This is a genomic window from Streptomyces sp. NPDC031497, assembly GCF_055580905.1.
Genome location: NZ_JBVIKO010000010.1, coordinates 15,549 through 32,722, shown reverse-complemented (window position 1 = coordinate 32,722; position 17,174 = coordinate 15,549). Strand labels below are relative to the sequence as shown.

Annotated in this window: 26 protein-coding genes; 12 read left to right on the top strand and 14 right to left on the bottom strand. The window is 69.6% G+C overall.

The genetic code is table 11. From position 1 onward, the window contains the following. Positions 1 to 16 precede the first annotated feature (16 nt). Positions 17 to 427, bottom strand: coding sequence for a DUF6153 family protein (locus ACZ5K7_RS21830; protein WP_351698350.1), 411 nt, complete (start codon positions 425 to 427; stop codon positions 17 to 19). A gap of 218 nt (positions 428 to 645) precedes the next feature. Between ACZ5K7_RS21830 and ACZ5K7_RS21825 the strand changes: the two genes are divergently transcribed. Continuing rightward, on the top strand, positions 646 to 1,503 hold the full coding sequence (locus tag ACZ5K7_RS21825; RefSeq protein WP_468915685.1) for a SigB/SigF/SigG family RNA polymerase sigma factor: 858 nt from the start codon (positions 646 to 648) through the stop codon (positions 1,501 to 1,503). Positions 1,504 to 1,514: 11 nt separating this feature from the next. Here ACZ5K7_RS21825 and ACZ5K7_RS21820 read toward each other — a convergent pair whose 3' ends face one another. Next, positions 1,515 to 1,973: an ATP-binding protein gene (locus tag ACZ5K7_RS21820; protein WP_468915411.1), complete on the bottom strand. Its 459-nt coding sequence runs from the start codon at positions 1,971 to 1,973 to the stop codon at positions 1,515 to 1,517. Positions 1,974 to 2,135: 162 nt separating this feature from the next. Between ACZ5K7_RS21820 and ACZ5K7_RS21815 the strand changes: the two genes are divergently transcribed. Then, positions 2,136 to 2,498 carry an STAS domain-containing protein gene (locus ACZ5K7_RS21815; protein WP_468915409.1) on the top strand — a complete coding sequence of 121 codons (363 nt, stop codon included), beginning with the start codon at positions 2,136 to 2,138 and terminating at the stop codon, positions 2,496 to 2,498. A 354-nt stretch (positions 2,499 to 2,852) separates the two neighbouring features. On the opposite strand, the gene ACZ5K7_RS21810 is transcribed toward ACZ5K7_RS21815, so the two are convergent. Further along, the gene (locus ACZ5K7_RS21810; RefSeq protein WP_468915407.1) at positions 2,853 to 3,428 is read right to left on the bottom strand and encodes an RNA polymerase sigma factor; all 576 of its coding nucleotides are present in this window, start codon (positions 3,426 to 3,428) and stop codon (positions 2,853 to 2,855) included. Between the two features lie 157 nt (positions 3,429 to 3,585). Here ACZ5K7_RS21810 and ACZ5K7_RS21805 point away from each other — a divergent pair, with 157 nt between their 5' ends. The 6 genes from ACZ5K7_RS21805 to ACZ5K7_RS21780 all read left to right on the top strand — a co-directional run bounded on the left by ACZ5K7_RS21805 (position 3,586) and on the right by ACZ5K7_RS21780 (position 6,386). Continuing rightward, positions 3,586 to 4,080, top strand: coding sequence for an Asp23/Gls24 family envelope stress response protein (locus ACZ5K7_RS21805; RefSeq protein WP_351698342.1), 495 nt, complete (start codon positions 3,586 to 3,588; stop codon positions 4,078 to 4,080). 81 nt (positions 4,081 to 4,161) lie between these two features. Next, entirely contained in the window at positions 4,162 to 4,332 is a 171-nt protein-coding gene (locus ACZ5K7_RS21800; RefSeq protein WP_362562706.1) for a hypothetical protein, read from the top strand. Next, positions 4,329 to 4,742, top strand: coding sequence for an Asp23/Gls24 family envelope stress response protein (locus ACZ5K7_RS21795; protein WP_468915404.1), 414 nt, complete (start codon positions 4,329 to 4,331; stop codon positions 4,740 to 4,742). Before ACZ5K7_RS21800 ends, ACZ5K7_RS21795 begins: the two co-directional genes overlap by 4 nt. A 52-nt stretch (positions 4,743 to 4,794) precedes the next feature. Then, positions 4,795 to 5,502 carry a DUF6286 domain-containing protein gene (locus ACZ5K7_RS21790; protein ID WP_468915403.1) on the top strand — a complete coding sequence of 236 codons (708 nt, stop codon included), beginning with the start codon at positions 4,795 to 4,797 and terminating at the stop codon, positions 5,500 to 5,502. A 30-nt stretch (positions 5,503 to 5,532) separates the two neighbouring features. Further along, a complete protein-coding gene (locus tag ACZ5K7_RS21785; RefSeq protein WP_351698336.1) occupies positions 5,533 to 6,141 on the top strand; it encodes an alkaline shock response membrane anchor protein AmaP in 609 nt (202 codons plus the stop codon). 89 nt (positions 6,142 to 6,230) lie between these two features. Beyond that, positions 6,231 to 6,386 (top strand): DUF6131 family protein, encoded by a 156-nt coding sequence (locus tag ACZ5K7_RS21780; RefSeq protein WP_266587254.1) that lies wholly within the window; start codon positions 6,231 to 6,233, stop codon positions 6,384 to 6,386. Positions 6,387 to 6,486: 100 nt separating this feature from the next. Here the strand turns inward: ACZ5K7_RS21780 and ACZ5K7_RS21775 are convergent, their stop codons facing one another. From ACZ5K7_RS21775 to ACZ5K7_RS21740, 8 genes are read right to left on the bottom strand one after another with little or no spacing between them, the layout of a single operon-like run. Next, the gene (locus ACZ5K7_RS21775) at positions 6,487 to 6,897 is read right to left on the bottom strand and encodes a gas vesicle protein K (protein ID WP_351698334.1); all 411 of its coding nucleotides are present in this window, start codon (positions 6,895 to 6,897) and stop codon (positions 6,487 to 6,489) included. Next, on the bottom strand, positions 6,887 to 7,129 hold the full coding sequence (locus ACZ5K7_RS21770; protein WP_468915401.1) for a gas vesicle protein: 243 nt from the start codon (positions 7,127 to 7,129) through the stop codon (positions 6,887 to 6,889). The genes ACZ5K7_RS21775 and ACZ5K7_RS21770 overlap by 11 nt, the downstream gene beginning before the upstream one ends. Next, positions 7,126 to 7,956 carry a GvpL/GvpF family gas vesicle protein gene (locus tag ACZ5K7_RS21765; RefSeq protein ID WP_468915399.1) on the bottom strand — a complete coding sequence of 277 codons (831 nt, stop codon included), beginning with the start codon at positions 7,954 to 7,956 and terminating at the stop codon, positions 7,126 to 7,128. Before ACZ5K7_RS21765 ends, ACZ5K7_RS21770 begins: the two co-directional genes overlap by 4 nt. Next, positions 7,949 to 8,356 (bottom strand): gas vesicle protein, encoded by a 408-nt coding sequence (locus ACZ5K7_RS21760; protein ID WP_351698328.1) that lies wholly within the window; start codon positions 8,354 to 8,356, stop codon positions 7,949 to 7,951. The genes ACZ5K7_RS21765 and ACZ5K7_RS21760 overlap by 8 nt, the downstream gene beginning before the upstream one ends. A 39-nt stretch (positions 8,357 to 8,395) precedes the next feature. Continuing rightward, positions 8,396 to 8,638: a gas vesicle protein GvpG gene (locus tag ACZ5K7_RS21755; protein WP_351698326.1), complete on the bottom strand. Its 243-nt coding sequence runs from the start codon at positions 8,636 to 8,638 to the stop codon at positions 8,396 to 8,398. A 10-nt stretch (positions 8,639 to 8,648) separates the two neighbouring features. Further along, the gene (locus ACZ5K7_RS21750; protein WP_468915396.1) at positions 8,649 to 9,362 is read right to left on the bottom strand and encodes a GvpL/GvpF family gas vesicle protein; all 714 of its coding nucleotides are present in this window, start codon (positions 9,360 to 9,362) and stop codon (positions 8,649 to 8,651) included. Between the two features lie 27 nt (positions 9,363 to 9,389). Next, positions 9,390 to 9,872 (bottom strand): gas vesicle structural protein GvpA, encoded by a 483-nt coding sequence (locus ACZ5K7_RS21745; RefSeq protein WP_351698322.1) that lies wholly within the window; start codon positions 9,870 to 9,872, stop codon positions 9,390 to 9,392. Between the two features lie 28 nt (positions 9,873 to 9,900). Continuing rightward, positions 9,901 to 10,251, bottom strand: a complete 351-nt coding sequence (locus ACZ5K7_RS21740) for a gas vesicle protein GvpO (RefSeq protein ID WP_351698320.1) — start codon at positions 10,249 to 10,251, stop codon at positions 9,901 to 9,903. A gap of 308 nt (positions 10,252 to 10,559) precedes the next feature. Between ACZ5K7_RS21740 and ACZ5K7_RS21735 the strand changes: the two genes are divergently transcribed. Then, positions 10,560 to 11,375, top strand: coding sequence for a histone protein (locus ACZ5K7_RS21735; protein ID WP_468915394.1), 816 nt, complete (start codon positions 10,560 to 10,562; stop codon positions 11,373 to 11,375). A gap of 3 nt (positions 11,376 to 11,378) precedes the next feature. After that, positions 11,379 to 12,401 (top strand): SRPBCC family protein, encoded by a 1,023-nt coding sequence (locus ACZ5K7_RS21730; RefSeq protein WP_468915392.1) that lies wholly within the window; start codon positions 11,379 to 11,381, stop codon positions 12,399 to 12,401. Positions 12,402 to 12,486: 85 nt separating this feature from the next. Here the strand turns inward: ACZ5K7_RS21730 and ACZ5K7_RS21725 are convergent, their stop codons facing one another. Continuing rightward, on the bottom strand, positions 12,487 to 14,076 hold the full coding sequence (locus tag ACZ5K7_RS21725; protein WP_468915390.1) for a phytoene desaturase family protein: 1,590 nt from the start codon (positions 14,074 to 14,076) through the stop codon (positions 12,487 to 12,489). Beyond that, entirely contained in the window at positions 14,069 to 14,539 is a 471-nt protein-coding gene (locus ACZ5K7_RS21720; RefSeq protein ID WP_468915388.1) for an SRPBCC family protein, read from the bottom strand. Before ACZ5K7_RS21720 ends, ACZ5K7_RS21725 begins: the two co-directional genes overlap by 8 nt. A gap of 369 nt (positions 14,540 to 14,908) precedes the next feature. Here ACZ5K7_RS21720 and ACZ5K7_RS21715 point away from each other — a divergent pair, with 369 nt between their 5' ends. Then, a complete protein-coding gene (locus ACZ5K7_RS21715; RefSeq protein ID WP_351698787.1) occupies positions 14,909 to 15,082 on the top strand; it encodes a CsbD family protein in 174 nt (57 codons plus the stop codon). Between the two features lie 264 nt (positions 15,083 to 15,346). Here ACZ5K7_RS21715 and ACZ5K7_RS21710 read toward each other — a convergent pair whose 3' ends face one another. After that, complete coding sequence (locus tag ACZ5K7_RS21710; protein ID WP_351698310.1) at positions 15,347 to 15,697, bottom strand: ribosome maturation factor RimM; 351 nt, start codon at positions 15,695 to 15,697, stop codon at positions 15,347 to 15,349. 750 nt (positions 15,698 to 16,447) lie between these two features. Here ACZ5K7_RS21710 and ACZ5K7_RS21705 point away from each other — a divergent pair. After that, on the top strand, positions 16,448 to 17,173 hold the full coding sequence (locus ACZ5K7_RS21705; RefSeq protein WP_450972355.1) for a lysophospholipid acyltransferase family protein: 726 nt from the start codon (positions 16,448 to 16,450) through the stop codon (positions 17,171 to 17,173). The last annotated feature ends 1 nt before the right edge of the window (position 17,174 follow it).

Below are 17,174 nucleotides of genomic sequence, written 5' to 3'. Positions count from 1 at the left end.
GCCGGCTCTGGTGCCGCTAGATCCGCAGGAGCTGGAGTTCGGCCAGGTCGGGGGGCGCGCGGGCGCCGTCCGGTGCCGTGGCCGGGCGGGAGCCGGCCGGGTGGGCGGCCGCGGGGACCGGTACCGGGTCCGGAACGAGCGCGGGCAGCGCCGGTCCGCCGCTCACCGCGCCCGAGGCGCAGGTCGCGTCGGCGTGGTGCGCGTGGTCGCCGCCGCAGTGGCCGTCGTCGCCGGAGCAGCCGTCGTACGCGGTGACCAGCACCGTCATGTGCGAGACCCGCTCATGACCGCTCTGCCCGCCGTGCCCCATGGCGCCGCCGGGTGCCAGCGCGTGCATGCCGAGCAGTCCGGCCAGCAGGCCCAGCACGAGCAGGGCTCGCCACCGCCGGTGCGGCGGGGGCGGGGTGGGCTGTTCGGCGGGGCGCATCGGGGTCATCCTATGCACAGCCTGAGCACGGACCGGGAGGAACACGTCCCCTCCACGCATGCTCTCCATCGAAGCGGCGTCACCGCCGAGCTCCCGCCCCAAGGGCCCGGGCGGGCTGCGATCCGACTTGCCACGCGTTGACGGGACATGCATCCGGCCGGCGGGGGCAGGAGAAGCTCACCCCGTTCTCCACCGAAGGCGACACAGTGACCCTCTCCGTGCATGCCCGCGAGACCACCGCCATCATCACGGAGACACCTGCCGTCACGGATGACCTGCCCTGGATCGAGGACGGGGGCAAGGTAACCCCCAAGGACGCACGCGAGCTGTCCCGGCTCTTCCTCGATCGCCTCCAGACCCTGGAGGAAGGCACCCGCGAGTACCAGTACGCCCGTAACACCCTGATCGAGATGAACCTGACCCTGGTGAGGTTCGCGGCCCGCCGGTTCCGCAACCGGGGCAGCGGCGACCTGGAGGACGTCATCCAGGTCGGCACGATCGGCCTGATCAAGGCCGTCGACCGCTTCGACCTCTCCCGCGAGGTCGAGTTCACGTCGTTCGCGATCCCCTACATCGTCGGCGAGATCAAACGCTTCTTCCGCGACACGACCTGGGCCGTCCACGTCCCCCGCCGCCTTCAGGAACTACGCGTCAGCCTCGCCCAGAGCAAGGACACGCTCGCGGCCGAGCTGGGCCGCACCCCCACGGTGAAGGAACTCGCCGCCCATCTGGACCTGACCGACGACGAGATCATCGAGGGCCTCGTCGCCGCCAACGGTTACGCCGCCGGCTCCATCGACACCGCGGGCAGCGACGACGAATCCGACAGCACGCCGACCTACGCGGACCTGATGGGCGACATCGACCCGGCACTGGAGCTGTTCGAGGACCTGCACGCGCTCGGACCCCTGCTCCAGCAGCTCGACGACCGCGAACGGGCCATCATCGAGATGCGCTTCGGCAAGGAGATGACACAGGCCGAGATCGGCCGCGAACTGCACGTCTCCCAGATGCACGTCTCCCGGCTGCTGAGCCGCATCCTGTCCAAACTCCGCGTCGGCCTCCTGCCCGGATGAGCCCGCGGATCTCACCGGGGGCCCAGCGGACCGTCGGTCAGAGCGATACGGGCGATGACACGCTTGCCCGTTGGTTCGAGCCGGACCTGGAACACCTGCACGACGGCCATGACGATCTCCAGTCCGTGCCGGCCCACCCTTGCCGGATCGGCCGGGCGGGCCGCGGGCTCCACCCTGGCACTGTCCCGAACGGCTACTTCCACCGCGTCGTCCGCGATGCTCAGCTCCATGCGCAGCGGCCCGGGAGCGTGTTTGCGGGCGTTGGTGACCAGTTCGCTGACCACCAGCCGCGTGAGATCGACGGCCCGCTCGGAGACGGCCACGCCATGGTCGGCCCTGGCCTGGTCGAGGAACTCCGCCGCGTGGTGCCGGGCTTCGGCTATACAGGCGTCGCCGCCGCCCAACGAGACGGCGGTGGTGATGAGACGGGTACCCGGCTTCCCTTCGACGTCGTTGTCGGCAGGCTCCACTCTTTGTCACCTTCGTTCCCGTTGTCCGCCGGCGACTGTCCGGCGCGGCGCGGCTGCTGTTCTTCCCACTCGAACCGGCCGACCGTTCGAGCATCCCTCTCCATCACATCCGGGCCTCCGTCCGGCGCAGGAGCCCTACCAGCGAACGCAGTCGAGGACACGGTGACAGACGCAGAACCGGACAGGCCCGAACAGCTGACGATAAGCCAATCCACTGTCAGCGGTGTCCGGATCGTCGCCCTGCACGGCGAACTGGACCAGAACACCCGCGCCTACGCGGCAGAGGCCCTGAGCCCACCGGCCGACGGCACTTCCCCGCGGACCGTCGCCGATCTCACCGACCTGACGTTCATGGACTCCAGCGGCATCAACACGCTCATCGTCGCCCACCGCGCGGCCGTGGACGCCGAGGGGTGGCTGCGCGTGGCCGGTACTCGGCCGACGGTGCTGCGGATGATGCAGATCGTCGGTATCGACGCCCTCATCCCCTGCCATCCCACCGTGCGCCAGGCGCTGGCGAAATGACCTTCCGCCGGATGCCCGTAGCCCGCGCTGGCCAGCATTGGCGCGTATTTGCGAATGTCGAGTGAGCGTCTGAATGCTGAAGCGAGACAACGCCGCGGAACTGCACCCGGCTGGCGGAGGTACTCGAGGACGGTGCCCAGACCACCGAGGCGGATGATCTGCGGGCCCAGACACGGGATCTGATGTGCGGGTCCGCGGGCGGCGCCCCGTCCTGGACCTGTTCCCGGACCCGGCTGAGGAGGCGGCCGCAGGGCAGCGCCTCGTCGCCCGGGAACGGCGGCACGTCGACGGCGGCCGATCCGGTGCGGGGCCCGTCGGCTCCGGGCGGTGCGGAAGGCTGCCGGTGCGGGTCGTCTAGCGCCATGGGTCCATCGCCTCCTGCAGGGACCGGCGCGCCCGGAACAGCCTGCCGCGCACCGTCGGCTCGCTGGTCCGCGTCATGTGGGCTATCTCCTTGTAGGGCAGGCCCTGCACCTCCCTCAGGATCCAGCAGATCCGCTGCTCGGCGTCCAGCTCGGCGAGCGCGCGGGTCAGGGCGGCGGTGGCCGCGTCCCGCTCGGCGGTCCGGTCGGGCTGGCTCCACGCGTCGCCCGTCACGGGTTCGACGACGGTGTCCAGCGAGAGGGGCGGCAGCCGGTGCCGGCGCATGGTCAGGCAACGGTTGACGGTGATCCGGTACATCCAGGTACGGAACTCCGCGCTGTGGCGGTATTCCGGCAGTCGCCGCCAGGCGCTGACGAAGGCGTCCTGCACGGCGTCCTCGGCGTCCTGGGGGTTGCCGAGCATGCAACGGGCCAGGGTCAGGAGGGACAGGCTGTGCCGTCGGACGAGAACGGCGAAGGAGTCCTCGTCTCCCTCGGCCGCCCGTACGGCCAGGAGTCCGTCCGGCAGGTCGCATTCCAGCCGTGGCGAAGCGGCGCGTTCGATCATGACAACTCCCGCACAGGGCTCGGGACGATCAGGTACCCGCACACGGCAATGTGATGCACCTCACATGTGGTGCGTGTGAGAAGTGCGCCGCCACCTGTGTCCAACCATTCGACGGCACCACGTAGGTGTCTCCCACTGACCGATCGAGGCGACCGCCATGACGGACAACATCACCAGCGTCGGCGGGGGCGGCCGGGCCGATGCGGGCGTGAGCGCGCTGAAGGGCCGCACCGGGGCCGGGACTCCGGTCGAGACACGGGGGAAGACCACCATCGCGGACGGCGTGGTGGCCAAGATCGCGGGCATGGCCGCCCGTGAGGTACCGGGCATCCACAGCCTGGGAGCGGGGATGGCTCGTGCCTTCGGCGCCATGCGGGAACGCGTCCCCGGCGGAGGCGGAGGCGGAGGTGTCACGCGGGGGGTGAAGGTCGAGGTCGGCGAGCGGCAGGCCGCGGTGGACCTGGATGTCGTCGTCGACTACGGCGTCTCCATCGTCGACGTCGCCGGCGGCGTACGCACCAACGTGATCAGCGCCGTGGAACGGATGACGGGGCTGGAGGTCGTCGAGGTGAACGTCGTGGTCGACGACGTCGACCTCCCCGACGACGAAGAGGAGGGGCAGACCGAACCGGAGGAGGGCCGGGTGCGGTGACCACCGCCGTGACCACCGCCGCGTCCTCGGGCATGAGCGGGTGATCACGGCGACCGGGACGCTCGCGAGACGGGTGAGGGCATGATGAACGCAGCGACGACGGGCCTCGCGGCCGGCATGGCCCTGGGCTTCGCCGGTTACTTCGGCGGCTTCTGGGCATTTTTGCTCGTTCTCGTCCTGGGGACGGCGGGGCTGATCGTCGGCCTCGCCGTGCAGGGCGATCTCGACCTCCATGCGCGGAGGCAGCGGTGAACACCCGGCCCGGTGCCCCGCCCATCGGCGAGAGGTCCGGCCGACCGGCGCGGGCCGCGGGCCTGCCGCCCCCGGCCGAGCGGGGCGCCACCGTCATACCGGACAGGGTGGTCGCCCGTATCGCCGTCCAGGCCGCCCGCACGGCCCAGTCCCGGCGCGCCGCCATACCGCCCGACCGGGACGGACCGGCTGCACCCACCGCCTCCGCGGTCACCCGTACCGGATCGGTGCGCCTGCACCTGACCATGGACCTGCCCTACCCCGCCGACCTCCCGCAGGTCTGCGAGCGGATACGGCAGGACGTCGCCGAACGGGTGGCTCAACTGACCGGCCTGACGGTGGGAGAGATCACGCTCACCGTCCAACGGCTGGTGACCGCCGGCGGCACGAACCGGGGACGGGTCCGGTGAGCCGCCCCGCGGCCGGCGCCGCCGGTCACGCCACGCACGAAGGAGGACCGGAATGACACCCGACCCGGACCCTCCCACCAGCAACTCCGCGCCATCCGCGCGCCCCGCCACGGTGCCGCTTGCGAAGGAGCCGGTGGGGCCGAGGGAGCCGCCACAGCCCGGTCCGCCCGAACAGGACGCCTCTCCACCGGCCCTGGCGACCGGTGAGCCCGGCAAAGGGCACCGAAGCCACCGGCCGTGGTCCGCGCGCCGTCTTCCGGCCGCGCTGGTCGCCGCGCTGGTCCTCGTGGCGGCGGGCGCGGCGCTGGTCGACGTCGTCGCCGTACGGGCGGGACGCCCTGCGGCAGCCTGGCGCCGGCACCTGGCCGACGAACTGGCCACCCGCCCGGTGGACGACGTGTGGATGCTCACGGGAGCCGCTGTGGCGGCCGCCGTCGGCGTCTGGTTGATCGTGCTGGCCCTCACGCCCGGCCTGCGCCACTGGCTGCCGCTGCGCTCCCCCGCACCTGGGCTGCGGGCCGCCCTGGACCGGGACGGTGCCGCCGATCTGATACGCGACGCCGCCATGCGGGTACCCGGGGTCCGAAAGGCTCGCGTCCGGGTGCGCCGCCACCGCGTCAAAGCCCGCGCGGACATCCGTTTCCGCGAGCCCCGACAGGTGAAGGACGACCTCACCGCCGTCCTCGGCGACGAGTGCGACCAACTCGCTCTCGCCCGCCCTCCCCGCATCGTCGTACGGGTACGGCGACGCACCGACTGACGGAAAACCAGCAGCACCGGAGTCCGCACCATGACGCCGCAACCTGTAGTCAATCGCAGTCTGCTGGCCCTCGCCGGACTGGTACTGCTCGGCGGCGGTCTGCTGATCCTCTTCGCCGGGCTCGACATCTACCGGCTGCACCATCTGGTGCCGCCCGTCGGCTGGCCCCTGACCGCACCGGACGACGTCCTGCTCGGCTCCGCCGACCGGGCCCGCTGGAGCAGCCAGGGCTGGTGGTGGTGGCCCGCGGTGATCGCCGCCCTCGCCCTCGTCGCCCTGCTCGCCCTGTGGTGGCTGCTCGCCCAGCTGCGCCGACCCCGCCCCGGAACACTGCCCGTCGGCGGGACACCCCCGCAGGAAGGCGTCGAACTGCGCGACCGCGCGCTCAGCGACGCGATCGCCGCCGAAGCCGGTGCCCTGCCGGGCGTCAAGCACACGGCCGTACGCATCACCGGCCGTCCTGCCCACCCCCACACCCGCGTGGGGCTCACTCTCACCTCTCAGGCGGCACCCGGCACCGTCCTCGACGCCCTGTGCGAAGGCCCGCTCCGAACCGCCCGCCGGTCCACCGGCTCCTCTCACCTGGCCACCGAGGTCCGCCTGCACGTCGCCGGCCACAAACCGCACCGCGCGGAGTAAGGAGGAGACCACCCGCCTCCGTGTCCAGCCCCCTTACGGTCTCTCACCGTTCGCCGGGGCGCCGGCATCACCCCCCCCTTGGAGAAACCATGATCATCCTGGGCATCATTCTGCTCGTCGTCGGCTTCGTCACCGGGATATCCATCCTGTGGACCATCGGGATCATCCTGGCGGTGATCGGAGCCATCCTGTGGATCGTCGGCGGGATGGGACACGCCGTCGCCGGTCGACGCCACTACTGGTAGTCGCCCCACGGGCTACCCCCTGGCCCGCTGTACAGCGCCCGATCCGGCCTCGGTCGGCTCGGGCGCTGTCCCGTTTCCGGCCCTCGACGGCCACCGGGGTTCAGTCGGAGGGCGGAAGCAGCGTGCCCAGCGGTCCGAGGTCGAGGTTGAGGTCCTCCATGGTCAGTCCGTACTGCGCGCACAGGTCGCTCATGCGGTCGTGGAGGAGCATGAGGGTCGCGCCCAGGCGTTCTTCCTGGTCGTCGGTGAGGTCCCCTTGGTCGACGCGGTGCAGGGCCTGTCGTTCCATGAGCTGTCGCAGCAGTTCCACGAGGGTGAGGACGAGCCTGAGAAGGTCCCGTTCGACGGTGTCGCGGTCGGAGCTGATCCGCCGGGCCGGGGAACGTGGGCCCTTTCCGGCCGGCGGGTCCAGGTCGCGTGGGGCGGCGGGCAGCAGCCGGAAGGCGCGCGCGGCGGCCTCCGCGACTTCTTCGGCGCGGCGCGGCGGCCGGCTCTCACCCTCAGCCGTCATGGTCGCCGCCCTGCAGCGGGCCGGTGTTCGTCCATGGCGAGGGGTTCTGCTCGCTGATGGAAACGATCAGGGCACGCAGTGAGACGCGTACCAGGTCGATGTCGGCGATGGACAGCACGACGTCACCGGTGAGGACGACGCCGCCGGTCAGCAGCCGGTCCAGCAGATCGATGAGAGCGACCTGCCGCTGGGGCAGACGCTCCGTTTCGGGGGGCGGGCCGGGCGTGATCACGGGGGTGCTCCCTCCGCCGCAGCGTCGGACTCACCGGGGGGCATGGCGAAGGAGTACGGAGCCCAGGGACCGGTGGCCTCGACCCGTACCCCGTCCAGTCCGTCGGCGGCGCGCGTCACGTCGGCCAGGAAGTCGTCGCAACGTTTCAGGGGCACGAGGTAGGCGTCATTGACGACGTTCTCGCCCGCGGTACCGGCGCCGTCGGCCGCGTCGGCGAGAGGACCCTGTTGTACGCGGTGCCGGACCCGGTCGGAGGCGTGTTTGCGGCCCGCGGTCTCCACCCGCTCGGCGGCTTTCTGCGCCGCCTGGTAAACGGTGTCGCGGACACTCCGCTGCTGCCGCCGGTTCCGCAGATAGGCGCGCCCAGGAGTCAGGTCCCCCGCGGGAACGGCCGGGGCCGCGGGGACCGCGGACGGCTCGACGTAGATCTTGACCCCCCATTCGACATGTTCGGAGAGCCGGGCCAGGCGCTCGGCGAACACGGTCCGCCCGGCTTCCAGTGCCTCCCGGGCCCGCTGGTCGTCGAGGTAGACGGTCGCCAGACGGAAGGGGAGGACGGTGGTGCGCCCGGCCAGGGCCTCGATGACGGCGTGATGGGCGCGGGCCACCGCCTCCAGCCATTCCAGGTCCTCCAGATGCTGCTTGAGAGCGTGCTCCTGGAAGTCCTGTGCGGGCACACGGCTCACCACCAGCGCCGGCTGATCGTCGCCGGCACCGGTGACGAGACCGACCGGGGTGCCGGCGACGCCCCGGAGCGGCGCGGCCGCCTCCTGCAGTCCCTCGGTGTTGCGTACCACCGCATACGCGTACGTCAGCAGGTCACTCATCGCGAGCACTTCCCCGTCGACGGCCGCCCGTGCCCCTGGGCGCTTCCTCCTCCATGGGGAGGGCGTTGCCCTCGCGGAGAGCATCGATCTCGGCCCGCAACCGGCGGTTCTCCTCGGCCAGTGACCGTTCGCCTCCGGCCCGGGAGGAGAGCGCGGGGTCGTGCTCCCACCAGTCGATGCCCATTTCCTTCGCCTTGTCGACGGAGGCGACCAGGAGACGCAGTTTTATGGTCAACAGCTCGATGTCGAGAAGGTTGATCTGGATGTCGCCCGCGATGACGATGCCCTTGTCGAGTACCCGTTCAAGGATGTCGGCGAGATTGGCGGAGGAGCCCTGCCCGTAGGGCGGCGCCGCTCGGGACGGGTAGGAACCAAGCCTGTTGGCCAGGGGTTCAGTCACGGTTGCGGCCTCGAATTCCCTCGTGCCGGATCAGGAGTGTCAGCCCTGCCGATAGGCGCGGATCTCCTCCAGCCGGTCGAGCAGTTCGTCCTCGCGCCGGTCGAACGTCTCCTCGTCGATGTCCCCCGCGACGAGGAGACGTTCGAGCTCGGCGAGTTCGCGGTGCACCGGTGCGGGGTCGTAGTACTGGTTCTCGGCTTCCTCCCGGACCCGCTCCACGACCCATACGACGCCGCGCACGGGGGCCAGGGGGAGGGTGACGAGCTGGGTGAACAGGCCCATGAGAACTCCTTCAGACGAAGCTGTAAGGGGGCAGCGGGCCGTTGAGGCGGAAGTCGAAGTCGTCGCCCATCTGATGGGCGACGCTCAACTCCGTGGTGAGGAATGCCTCTTCCCGGTCCTCGGTCACCAGGAACGACACGTTGAGGAAGTCCGAACCCGTCGGCTGGGACGATTCGAGCGTCCGGGCGAAGGGGCGCAGTGCTTCGACCACACCCGCCGCCAGCGCCTCCTGCCGTGCCTGTACCTCCTGGGTGACCAGCTCACCCAGTCGCAGCGACGCGTCGGGGGCTGCCTTGCCGCCGCGGATCTCCTCATTGAGCTCTCGTGCCACGTCCGACTCCCGCAGGATCTGCCGCAGCAGCGCGTCCTCGTCCTGCGACGCCTTGAGGTGGTACTCGGTGCACCCCTCCAGTGCCTGAAGCCGGTCCGTGTAGTCCGCGGCATTCTGCTCCAGGGCCGCCAGGACGGCCTCGTCGTTCTCGGCCAAGAGGCCGAACCGCATGGGGAGCACCGTGCCGTCCGCCATGAGGCGCTCCTGGACCTCCTGGTGCGCCATGATGTCGCGGCGCTTGGCGCGCAGATCCTCCGGTGCGTCGCTGACGACCGCACAGAGCGGTCCGGCCGTCACTGTCCGCAAGCCCGCCGGGGGTTCACCGACGCCGTTGAGACCGTCGAGGCGGAGCGGGTGCTGTTTGCCGGTGATGGAGTAGATGTATACGGCCATGGCTCATTCCTTCTCGCGCGGCGAGCCTCATTCGCGCTCACGTCGGGAGGCGCGCCGAGCCGGCCGCCGCCGCCTCTCCACGGGTTCCCTTTCCTTGCCCTCGTCCTCTTCCTCGGGCTCTTCTTCTTCGGCCTCTTCAGCGTCGTCACGGCCGGTGATCCCCTTGAGGGAATCGGTGACCGCTTCCGCCGCACCGGAGAGAGCACCCTTGGATTTGCCTTTGGCTCCGCTCTCGACCGTGTCTCCGACGATGTCGGTCAACTGGGCGGGCGCCTTCCTCCCGGATTCGAGGTCGAGTCGGTTGCACGCCTCGGCGAAACGCAGATAGGTGTCGACGCTGGCCACGACGATGCGAGCGTCGATCTTGAGGATTTCGATCCCCACCAGCGAAACGCGGACGAACACGTCGATGACGAGACCGCGATCGAGAATGAGTTCCAGGACGTCGTAGAGGCTGCCGGTCCCGCCTCCGCGAGCGACACCGCCTCCGCTTTGCGGCACCACTGTCATGGTGCCTCCCTTCACCGGCTGTGCTGTCTCAGCCCCGCCGGTCGATCTGGCCGCGCGTATAGCGGCGCTTCCGTTCGTATCCCACCAGGTCGCCTTCCTCGTCGAGCGTCACTCGATAGGTGGCCATCACACTGGTGGTTTCGGGGACGCGCTCCAATTCGAGTACCTCGACGTCGGCTTCCCAACCGGTTTCGGTCGGTTTCAGTGCAGACACGGACTCGGGGGCACGGCCGAGCAACTCCTGAAGTTGTCCGACGGCGGAGCGTATGGCCCAGCCGGCGTTGCCCTTGCCGGAGCGGCGACGGGATCCGCTCGTGCTGTCCCCGTCGGAACCGCGGCTCCGACTGCTGGATCGCCTTCGGGGTTCTGGTGCGGCCATGGTCTCTCCGGTGGTCGGAGCGGGCGCCAAATTCCATCCATGAACCCTATAATTTCATCATATAGAGACACATATCGCCCTAGCGTGGGTGACTTCGCGGGGACCTGCCCGGCGGTTGCATGGTGTGTCTGCGACACAGCGGGCAGTGAGGCACGGTGCGCGTGCGATCCGCTTTCTGTCTCCATCGCGGGTTCGGGACCGGGGGGTTGGTCCGGACGCGGGCGTCTCCACCTGCCCTTTGTGAAGGGAACCGGCTCATGAACGAAACGACCAAGGTCGGCCTCGCCGCCGCCGTCACAGCGGGCTATGTGCTCGGACGCACGAAGAAAGCGCGCCTTGCCTTCGCCATGGCAACTTACCTCGCCGGCCGCCGCTTTGGGCTCGACCCTCAGCAGCTGGTGACGACCGGACTCCGCAAGATCGGTGATGTGCCGGCGGTCGGCGAGCTGAACGAGCAGGTGCGCGGCGAACTGCTGGACGCCGGCCGCAAAGCCCTGGCAGCCGCTGCCGATCGGCGCCTCACCGACCTCGCCGACTCGCTCCGAGAGCGGACGCAACGCATCGGCCAGGAAAAGGACGAGGGCGAAGAGGAAGAGGACGAAGACGAGTACGAGGAGGACGAGGAGGAGCCGGAGGAGGGCGAGGGGCGTTACGAGGAGGAAGAAGAAGAGGAAGAGGAGGAACCGGAGGAGGAAGAGCCGGAGGAAGAAGAACCGGAGGACGAACTGGAGGAAGAGCCGGAGGAGGAGGAACCCGAAGAGGAAGAAGCTGAGGAAGAGGCCGAGGAGGAACCGCCACCGCGTCGCCGTCGGCGCACGGAAACCGCGGCAAGGAAGCGCCCGGACGAACCCGCTCCCCGTAAGGCGGCCGCCAAGAAGGCTGCTCCTGAAAGGAAGGCGGCACCGGCGAAGAAGACCACGGCGCACCGGCCCCCCACCAAGAAGGCGGCGCCGGCGAAGAAGACCGCGAAGAAGTCTCCGCCTCCCGCCAAGAAGGCACCCGCGAAGAGGCCCACTGCCAAGAAGACGACGGCGAAGAGGACGGCCGAGAAGAAGGCCCCGGCCAGGAAGACGGCCCCGGCGAAGAAGACCGCTGCCAAGAAGACGACCGCGCGGCGGAGGTAGGTCATGGCCGACAAAGAGCGTGACACCAACCACGAAGAGAGTTCGGGTCTGGACCTGCTCCGCGAACAACTCGTCGACTACCTCGGTGCTCAGGTGGGACATCTCGCCGACAAGGCAGGGGACAAGTTGGGGGATGTCACCGACCGCCTTCTCGACGTGGCCGACAACGGGGGAACACTCGCCGGTGTCGGCGGTCGGATGCTCCAGGGCGACTCCCCGCTGAAGGCATTCGCGGGTCAGAAGGCCAAGGGGCTCAAGGACAACGTGATGGGCAAGGTCAAGAGCATTTTCGGCGGAGGGGGTGGTGGCAAGGCCGGCAGCACCAAGGTCATGAACATCATCGAAGTGCTCGACGTGGGTGTGCCGATCCGCACGGCGTACAACTACTGGACCCAGTACCAGGAGTTCAGCAGCTTCACCAAAGGCGTACGCAGTGTGTCCAAGAACGACGAGGTCGCCAGCACCTGGAAGGTGAAGGTCGGACCGTCGACCCGCGGCTGGAAGGCATCGGTCGAGGAGCAGGTGCCGGACGAGCGCATCGTATGGAGTTCCGAGGGCGCGAAGGGCACCACCCACGGCTGTGTCAGCTTCCACGAACTCACGCCCGACCTGACGCGCATCGTGCTCGTCGTCGAGTACTACCCCTCGGGCCTCTTCGAGAAGACCGGCAACCTGTGGCGCGCCCAAGGCCGCCGCTTGCGGCTGGACTTCAAGAACTTCCAGCGCTACGTCACGTTCGCCGACGAGGAAGTCGAGGGCTGGCGCGGGGAGATCCGCGACGGCGAGGTGGTCCGCACCCACGAGGAGGCGCTGGAAGAGGAGGAGGCGGCAGGGGAGGACGAGGACCAGGAGGAGTACGACGAAGAGGACGAGGAGGCACCCGACGCGGAAGAGGGAGAAGAAGAGGGGGAAGAGGGAGAAGAGGGGGAAGAGGGGGAAGAGGGGGAAGAGGGAGAGGAAGAGGAGTACGACGAAGAGGAGCCGGAGGACGAGTACGACGAGGAGGCCGAGAAGAACGAGCGCTGACACGGCCCGTGCCCAGCGGACCCCCTCGGTTCGGTCTGCCCCGGGAGTCGGCTGTCGTTCCCGGACTCTCAGATCGCCGGGCGGTTCAGATCCGTTGGGCACGGTGGAGGAGCGTGTGCAGTCCGTAGGGCCGTAGCGCGGCTCGGGCGGCGTTCGCTCCGGGAGCTCCGTGGACGCCTCCGCCGGGGTGGGCGGCCGCGGAGGCGAGGAAGAGGCCCCTTACGGGGGTCTCGGGCCGGCCGGTGCCGGGGACGGGGCGGAAGACGGCCTGTTGGTGCAGGGCGGTGGTGCCGTTGTTGATGGCGCCGTTGTGGAGGTTCTCGTCCAGGGCCTGGAGGGTGGTGGGGGCCAGGATCCGGCGGGCGAGGATCCGGGCGCGGAAACCGGGCGCGAACCGCTCCACCTGGGCCTCGACACGGTCCGCCATGGCTTCCTGTTCGCGGGCGTCCCAGCGGCCGGTGATGCGGTCGGGGCCGGCGTCGGAGGCGATGTGCTGTGGGACATGGGTGTAGGCCCACGCCGACTCCGTGCCGGCGGGTGAGCGGCTGGGATCCGCCGTGGTCATCTGTCCGAACAGGGCGAACGGCTCCTCGGGGACCTGTCCCATGGCGATCTGCGAGGCGAACCGGGTCAGGCTGTCCATGCCGTCGGCCACGTGGACCGTTCCGGCGCCGGAGGCTTGCGGGGCCGTCCACGGCACCGGGCCGCTCAGCGCCCAGTCGACCTTGAAGGTCGCGAAATCCCACTGGAAGCGTTCCAGGTCCCGCAGGAGGCGGGAAGGAAGGTGTTCCTCGCCCACGAGGTCCCGGTACAGGGCCGGCGCCGACGTGTCCGCGAGCACGGCGCGGCGCGCGCTGACGGTCTCGCCGCCGGCCGTCCTGACGCCCACCGCCCTGCCGCCCCGTACGACGACGGACACGGCGCGCTCCCCGCACCGCAGCACGCCGCCGCGGTGCCGCAGCCGGCTCACGAGCGCCGCGGTCAGGGCGCCCGCTCCGCCGACGGGGACCGGGAAGCCGTGACTCTGTCCCAGCATCGACATCAGCCAGCCGAATCCGCCGCTGCCCACCGCCTCGGGGGCCAGGTCGGCGTGCAGGGCGTTCCCGGCCAGCAGGAGCCGTCCCGCCTCGCCCCGGAACTCCTCGTCGCCCAGGCGGCGCACCGGAAGGGCCAGGCTTCGGGCCAGCCGCAGTCCGCCCGCGGCCCGGAACTTCGCCGCCAGGCGGAGCCCGGAGCGGACCGGCGGGAAAGGCGCGAACATGGCCTGTACGAGGTCCTGCCCGACCCGGCTCCATGCCTCGTACATGCCCCGCCAGGCATCGCCGTCACCCGGCGCGAACGTGTCCAGCCCCGCTGCGGTCTCCTGCACCCGGCGCTCCAGCACGGCGCATCTCCCGTCCCTCAGCGGGTGGGCCAGCACGCGCGGGGCGTGGCTCCACCGCAGTCCCTCCGCGGCGAGATCCAGGCGGGCGAGGACCGGGGACGCGGCCGCCAGCGGGTAGAAGGCGCTGAAAAGATCGGAGACGTAGTCGGGGTGCACACCGCGATCGCTGCGCACGGCGCCTCCGGGCTCCTGCTGCGCCTCCAGGACTTCCACGCTCCACCCGGCATCGGCCAGCAGATTGGCCGCCACCAGCCCGTTGGGACCGGCGCCGACCACCACCGCGTCAGGCACGGCGGGTCCCGGCGTGCCCCTGCTCGACGGGATCCCGTTCCACGAGTGTGGCCAGACGGGCCAGCATGCCCCGGTGCCGCAGCAGGAACAGCGCTTCACTCGCGGCGTTGTGGAGGGTGCCTCCCAGGCCGCGCAGGGGGTGCTCGTCGCAGATGACGAGGGTTTCCTCCTCGCCCCACGGCCTCAGCTGGAGGAAGATCCTCGCAGTGCCCAGCGGTTTGAACGAAGCCTCCAGCTCCAGCTCGCTGCCGGATTCCTGGTGGCGGACCGTCGTCACCCCGTCGGCCGACCAGGGACCCAGCCGCACGGTGTAGCGGAGCCTGGATCCGACAGCGGGCCAGGTCTGGTCGAGTGGCACGGACCGGGTGGGCCCCACCACCCACTCCTCGTAACACGTCGGGTCGGCCAGCACCGCCCATACCGCGTACGGAGGACGTCGGATCAGCTGATGGTGGACGGCCACGGGGGGAGCCCTTTCTGCGGGAACGGACGATGTCTCGCACAGCCGCGTCACACGGCACCGGCAGCGCCTGCCTGCGTTCGCACCGGCGCTCGCACAGGGCGGGAAGACTCGGGTACGGCTGCCGTCTCAATCCGCCATGCGGTGTCACGGCCCATGGTGCGCGTCCTCGAATGCCCTCGCATCTCACCCGGGCCGGACAGCCGGTATCCGTACGCGTCCGCTGCCCGCCGCACCGGACGGCACCCGAGAGTCCCGGCCCGCCCTCGACCTGGGTTTCGGCGAGTACTGCCCCGGTGGCCGTTTTACCGCCACATATGGGGTACTCGGGATGGGTGGACGATTTCCCACAAGCCTAGGAGAGTGAACGCAATGGCCGGCGGGCAAAAGGCAAAGGGCAAGATGGAAGAGACCACGGGAAAGGCCAAGGAGACGGTAGGCCGTACCGTGGGCAACGAGCGGATGACGGCCGAAGGGCAGGCCAAGAAATCGAAGGGTGCGGCCCGTCAGGCCAAGGAGAAGACGAAGGACGTTTTCAAGCACTGACAAGGCAGATGCTGAGCGGGATCCCCTTTCGGGGATCCCGCTCCTTTGCGCCATCGAGCCCCGTTTGCGCCATCGAGCCCCGTTTGCGCCATCGAGCCCCGGCGGGGCGGAGCACGCCGGACGGCTCTCGGGCCGTCTCTCTCTCTCCCCCCCGCGACCAGGACCGGGCGAATCGGTGCTCCTCGATCCGGAGGTGCCGTGCGCAGCGAAGGGCGGGCGCCGACAGAACGCCGGTGCCCGCCCCCGTGTGTTGCGGAGTGACGGTCAGGCTCGGTGGTCTCCGTAGTAGCCGCCGACCTGCTCGTGGTAGCCGGGGTCACCGGCGTGCTTGTCCTTGTCGAACTCGGGAGAGTTCTTGATCTCGTCCTTGGTACGGCCGACGTGGATCGTCCGCTCCGCGATGTCGATGGACGAGATGACACCGGCAGGAAGCAGCACCTGCTTGCCGAAGATCCACACTCCGGTGTCGACGACGATGTACGCGGCTCCGACGTCCTCGGAGTGCTTGTCGACCTTGCCGATCGAGCCGTCGCTCGCCTCGACCTTGAATCCGGTCAGGTCCGTCCCCGTCTGATGGCCCGACCCGGCCGCATAACCCCACATGTTGTCCGTCATACAAAACCTCCCCTTGTAGCGCGCGAATAACGAGGAAGCCGGCTCAGTATTTCAGTGAGCGTTCCCTCGGTGCGTCGAGTGCCCACCGTTTTCCACCCCACACCATGTTGTTTTTCTGTCTGCGCATCCGTCCACACGGCGACCGGCGGATGCTTTCCGGCCATGTCTCCAGGAACAGCCGGTCGACGGACAGTCATCGGCCGCGCAGCATCATGACGACAGCGACGATGACGATAATGATGACGACGGTACCCAGGCCTATATACACGAGTTCCCCTTTCCTTCCGGAAGTCGGCACCCATCGGTGCCGCAGAGCGCCGGGTGCCCCCGTCAAGGCCTTTCAGCCCGCTCCGGCGAGTCTGTTTCCCTCGCTGTGGCATGCGCGCGCAACTGCTGACAGAGCACCCGCACCAGGGATCTTTACTCGGCGCGGGTCATGGCGGTTGGATGTGACCGAGCGCTTCAGGCTGTGGGCGCGCGAGTTGGCGAGCGGAGTGTTCTTCTCCGACGCACCGGTCATCAGCGGCACCGGCCGCCATCGACGACGAGGAGCAGCTGACCGAGCAGATCTGCCGCCGCACCGACGATATAACTGGCGAACCGTCAAGCAAGTCGGCAAAGGGTCAGCACGGGGCCGACCGAACATGGCGGCAGATGGCCGCGGGCGCACCTGGGCCAACCGCCGTGAGAGCAACACTGACCTGGGACAACACCAGCTCGCAGGGGAGCTGGCAAAATGAGGGGCGAGCCGTGTTCTACTACCTGCTCAAGTACGTACTTCTGGGGCCGCTGCTACGGCTGGTGTTCCGGCCCCGGATCGACGGCCTGGAACATGTGCCCGCGTCGGGCCCGGCCATCGTCGCCGGCAACCATCTCTCCTTCGCCGACCACTTCCTGATGCCGGCCGTCCTCAAGCGGCGGATCACCTTCCTCGCCAAGGCCGAGTACTTCACGGGTCCGGGCGTGCGGGGCCGGCTCACCGCGTTCTTCTTCCGCAGCGCCGGGCAGATCCCGGTGGACCGCTCCGGCAAGGAGGCCGGCCAGGCCGCGATCCGGGAGGGGCTCGGGGTGCTGAGCAGGGGCGAGTTGCTCGGTATCTATCCGGAGGGCACCCGCTCGCACGACGGCCGGCTCTACAAGGGCAAGGTCGGCGTGGCCGTGATGGCGCTGCGGGCGGGTGTCCCGGTGATCCCCTGCGCGATGATCGGCACCTTCGAGGCGCAGCCGCCCGGCAAGGTCATCCCGAACATCCACCCCGTCGTGATCCGCTTCGGCAAGCCCCTCGAATTCTCCCGCTACGCCGGCATGGAGAACGAGAAGGCGGTCCTGCGCGCGATCACCGACGAGATCATGTACGCCATCCTGACCCTCTCCGAGCAGGAGTACGTCGACGAGTACGCGGCCGTCGTCAAGGCCGGGCAGGCGGCGGTGAAGGGTGCGAAGGAACGCAGGTTCCCGCGGGCGCCGTTGAGCTGAC

Coding starts and splice junctions, on each gene's coding strand:
- ACZ5K7_RS21830 (WP_351698350.1), bottom strand. CDS start 427: ATGCGCCCCGCCGAACAGCCCACCCCGCCCCCGCCGCACCGGCGGTGG.
- ACZ5K7_RS21810 (WP_468915407.1), bottom strand. CDS start 3,428: ATGATCGAACGCGCCGCTTCGCCACGGCTGGAATGCGACCTGCCGGAC.
- ACZ5K7_RS21805 (WP_351698342.1), top strand. CDS start 3,586: ATGACGGACAACATCACCAGCGTCGGCGGGGGCGGCCGGGCCGATGCG.
- ACZ5K7_RS21800 (WP_362562706.1), top strand. CDS start 4,162: ATGATGAACGCAGCGACGACGGGCCTCGCGGCCGGCATGGCCCTGGGC.
- ACZ5K7_RS21790 (WP_468915403.1), top strand. CDS start 4,795: ATGACACCCGACCCGGACCCTCCCACCAGCAACTCCGCGCCATCCGCG.
- ACZ5K7_RS21785 (WP_351698336.1), top strand. CDS start 5,533: ATGACGCCGCAACCTGTAGTCAATCGCAGTCTGCTGGCCCTCGCCGGA.
- ACZ5K7_RS21780 (WP_266587254.1), top strand. CDS start 6,231: ATGATCATCCTGGGCATCATTCTGCTCGTCGTCGGCTTCGTCACCGGG.
- ACZ5K7_RS21775 (WP_351698334.1), bottom strand. CDS start 6,897: ATGACGGCTGAGGGTGAGAGCCGGCCGCCGCGCCGCGCCGAAGAAGTC.
- ACZ5K7_RS21765 (WP_468915399.1), bottom strand. CDS start 7,956: ATGAGTGACCTGCTGACGTACGCGTATGCGGTGGTACGCAACACCGAG.
- ACZ5K7_RS21755 (WP_351698326.1), bottom strand. CDS start 8,638: ATGGGCCTGTTCACCCAGCTCGTCACCCTCCCCCTGGCCCCCGTGCGC.
- ACZ5K7_RS21750 (WP_468915396.1), bottom strand. CDS start 9,362: ATGGCCGTATACATCTACTCCATCACCGGCAAACAGCACCCGCTCCGC.
- ACZ5K7_RS21745 (WP_351698322.1), bottom strand. CDS start 9,872: ATGACAGTGGTGCCGCAAAGCGGAGGCGGTGTCGCTCGCGGAGGCGGG.
- ACZ5K7_RS21740 (WP_351698320.1), bottom strand. CDS start 10,251: ATGGCCGCACCAGAACCCCGAAGGCGATCCAGCAGTCGGAGCCGCGGT.
- ACZ5K7_RS21730 (WP_468915392.1), top strand. CDS start 11,379: ATGGCCGACAAAGAGCGTGACACCAACCACGAAGAGAGTTCGGGTCTG.
- ACZ5K7_RS21715 (WP_351698787.1), top strand. CDS start 14,909: ATGGCCGGCGGGCAAAAGGCAAAGGGCAAGATGGAAGAGACCACGGGA.
- ACZ5K7_RS21710 (WP_351698310.1), bottom strand. CDS start 15,697: ATGACGGACAACATGTGGGGTTATGCGGCCGGGTCGGGCCATCAGACG.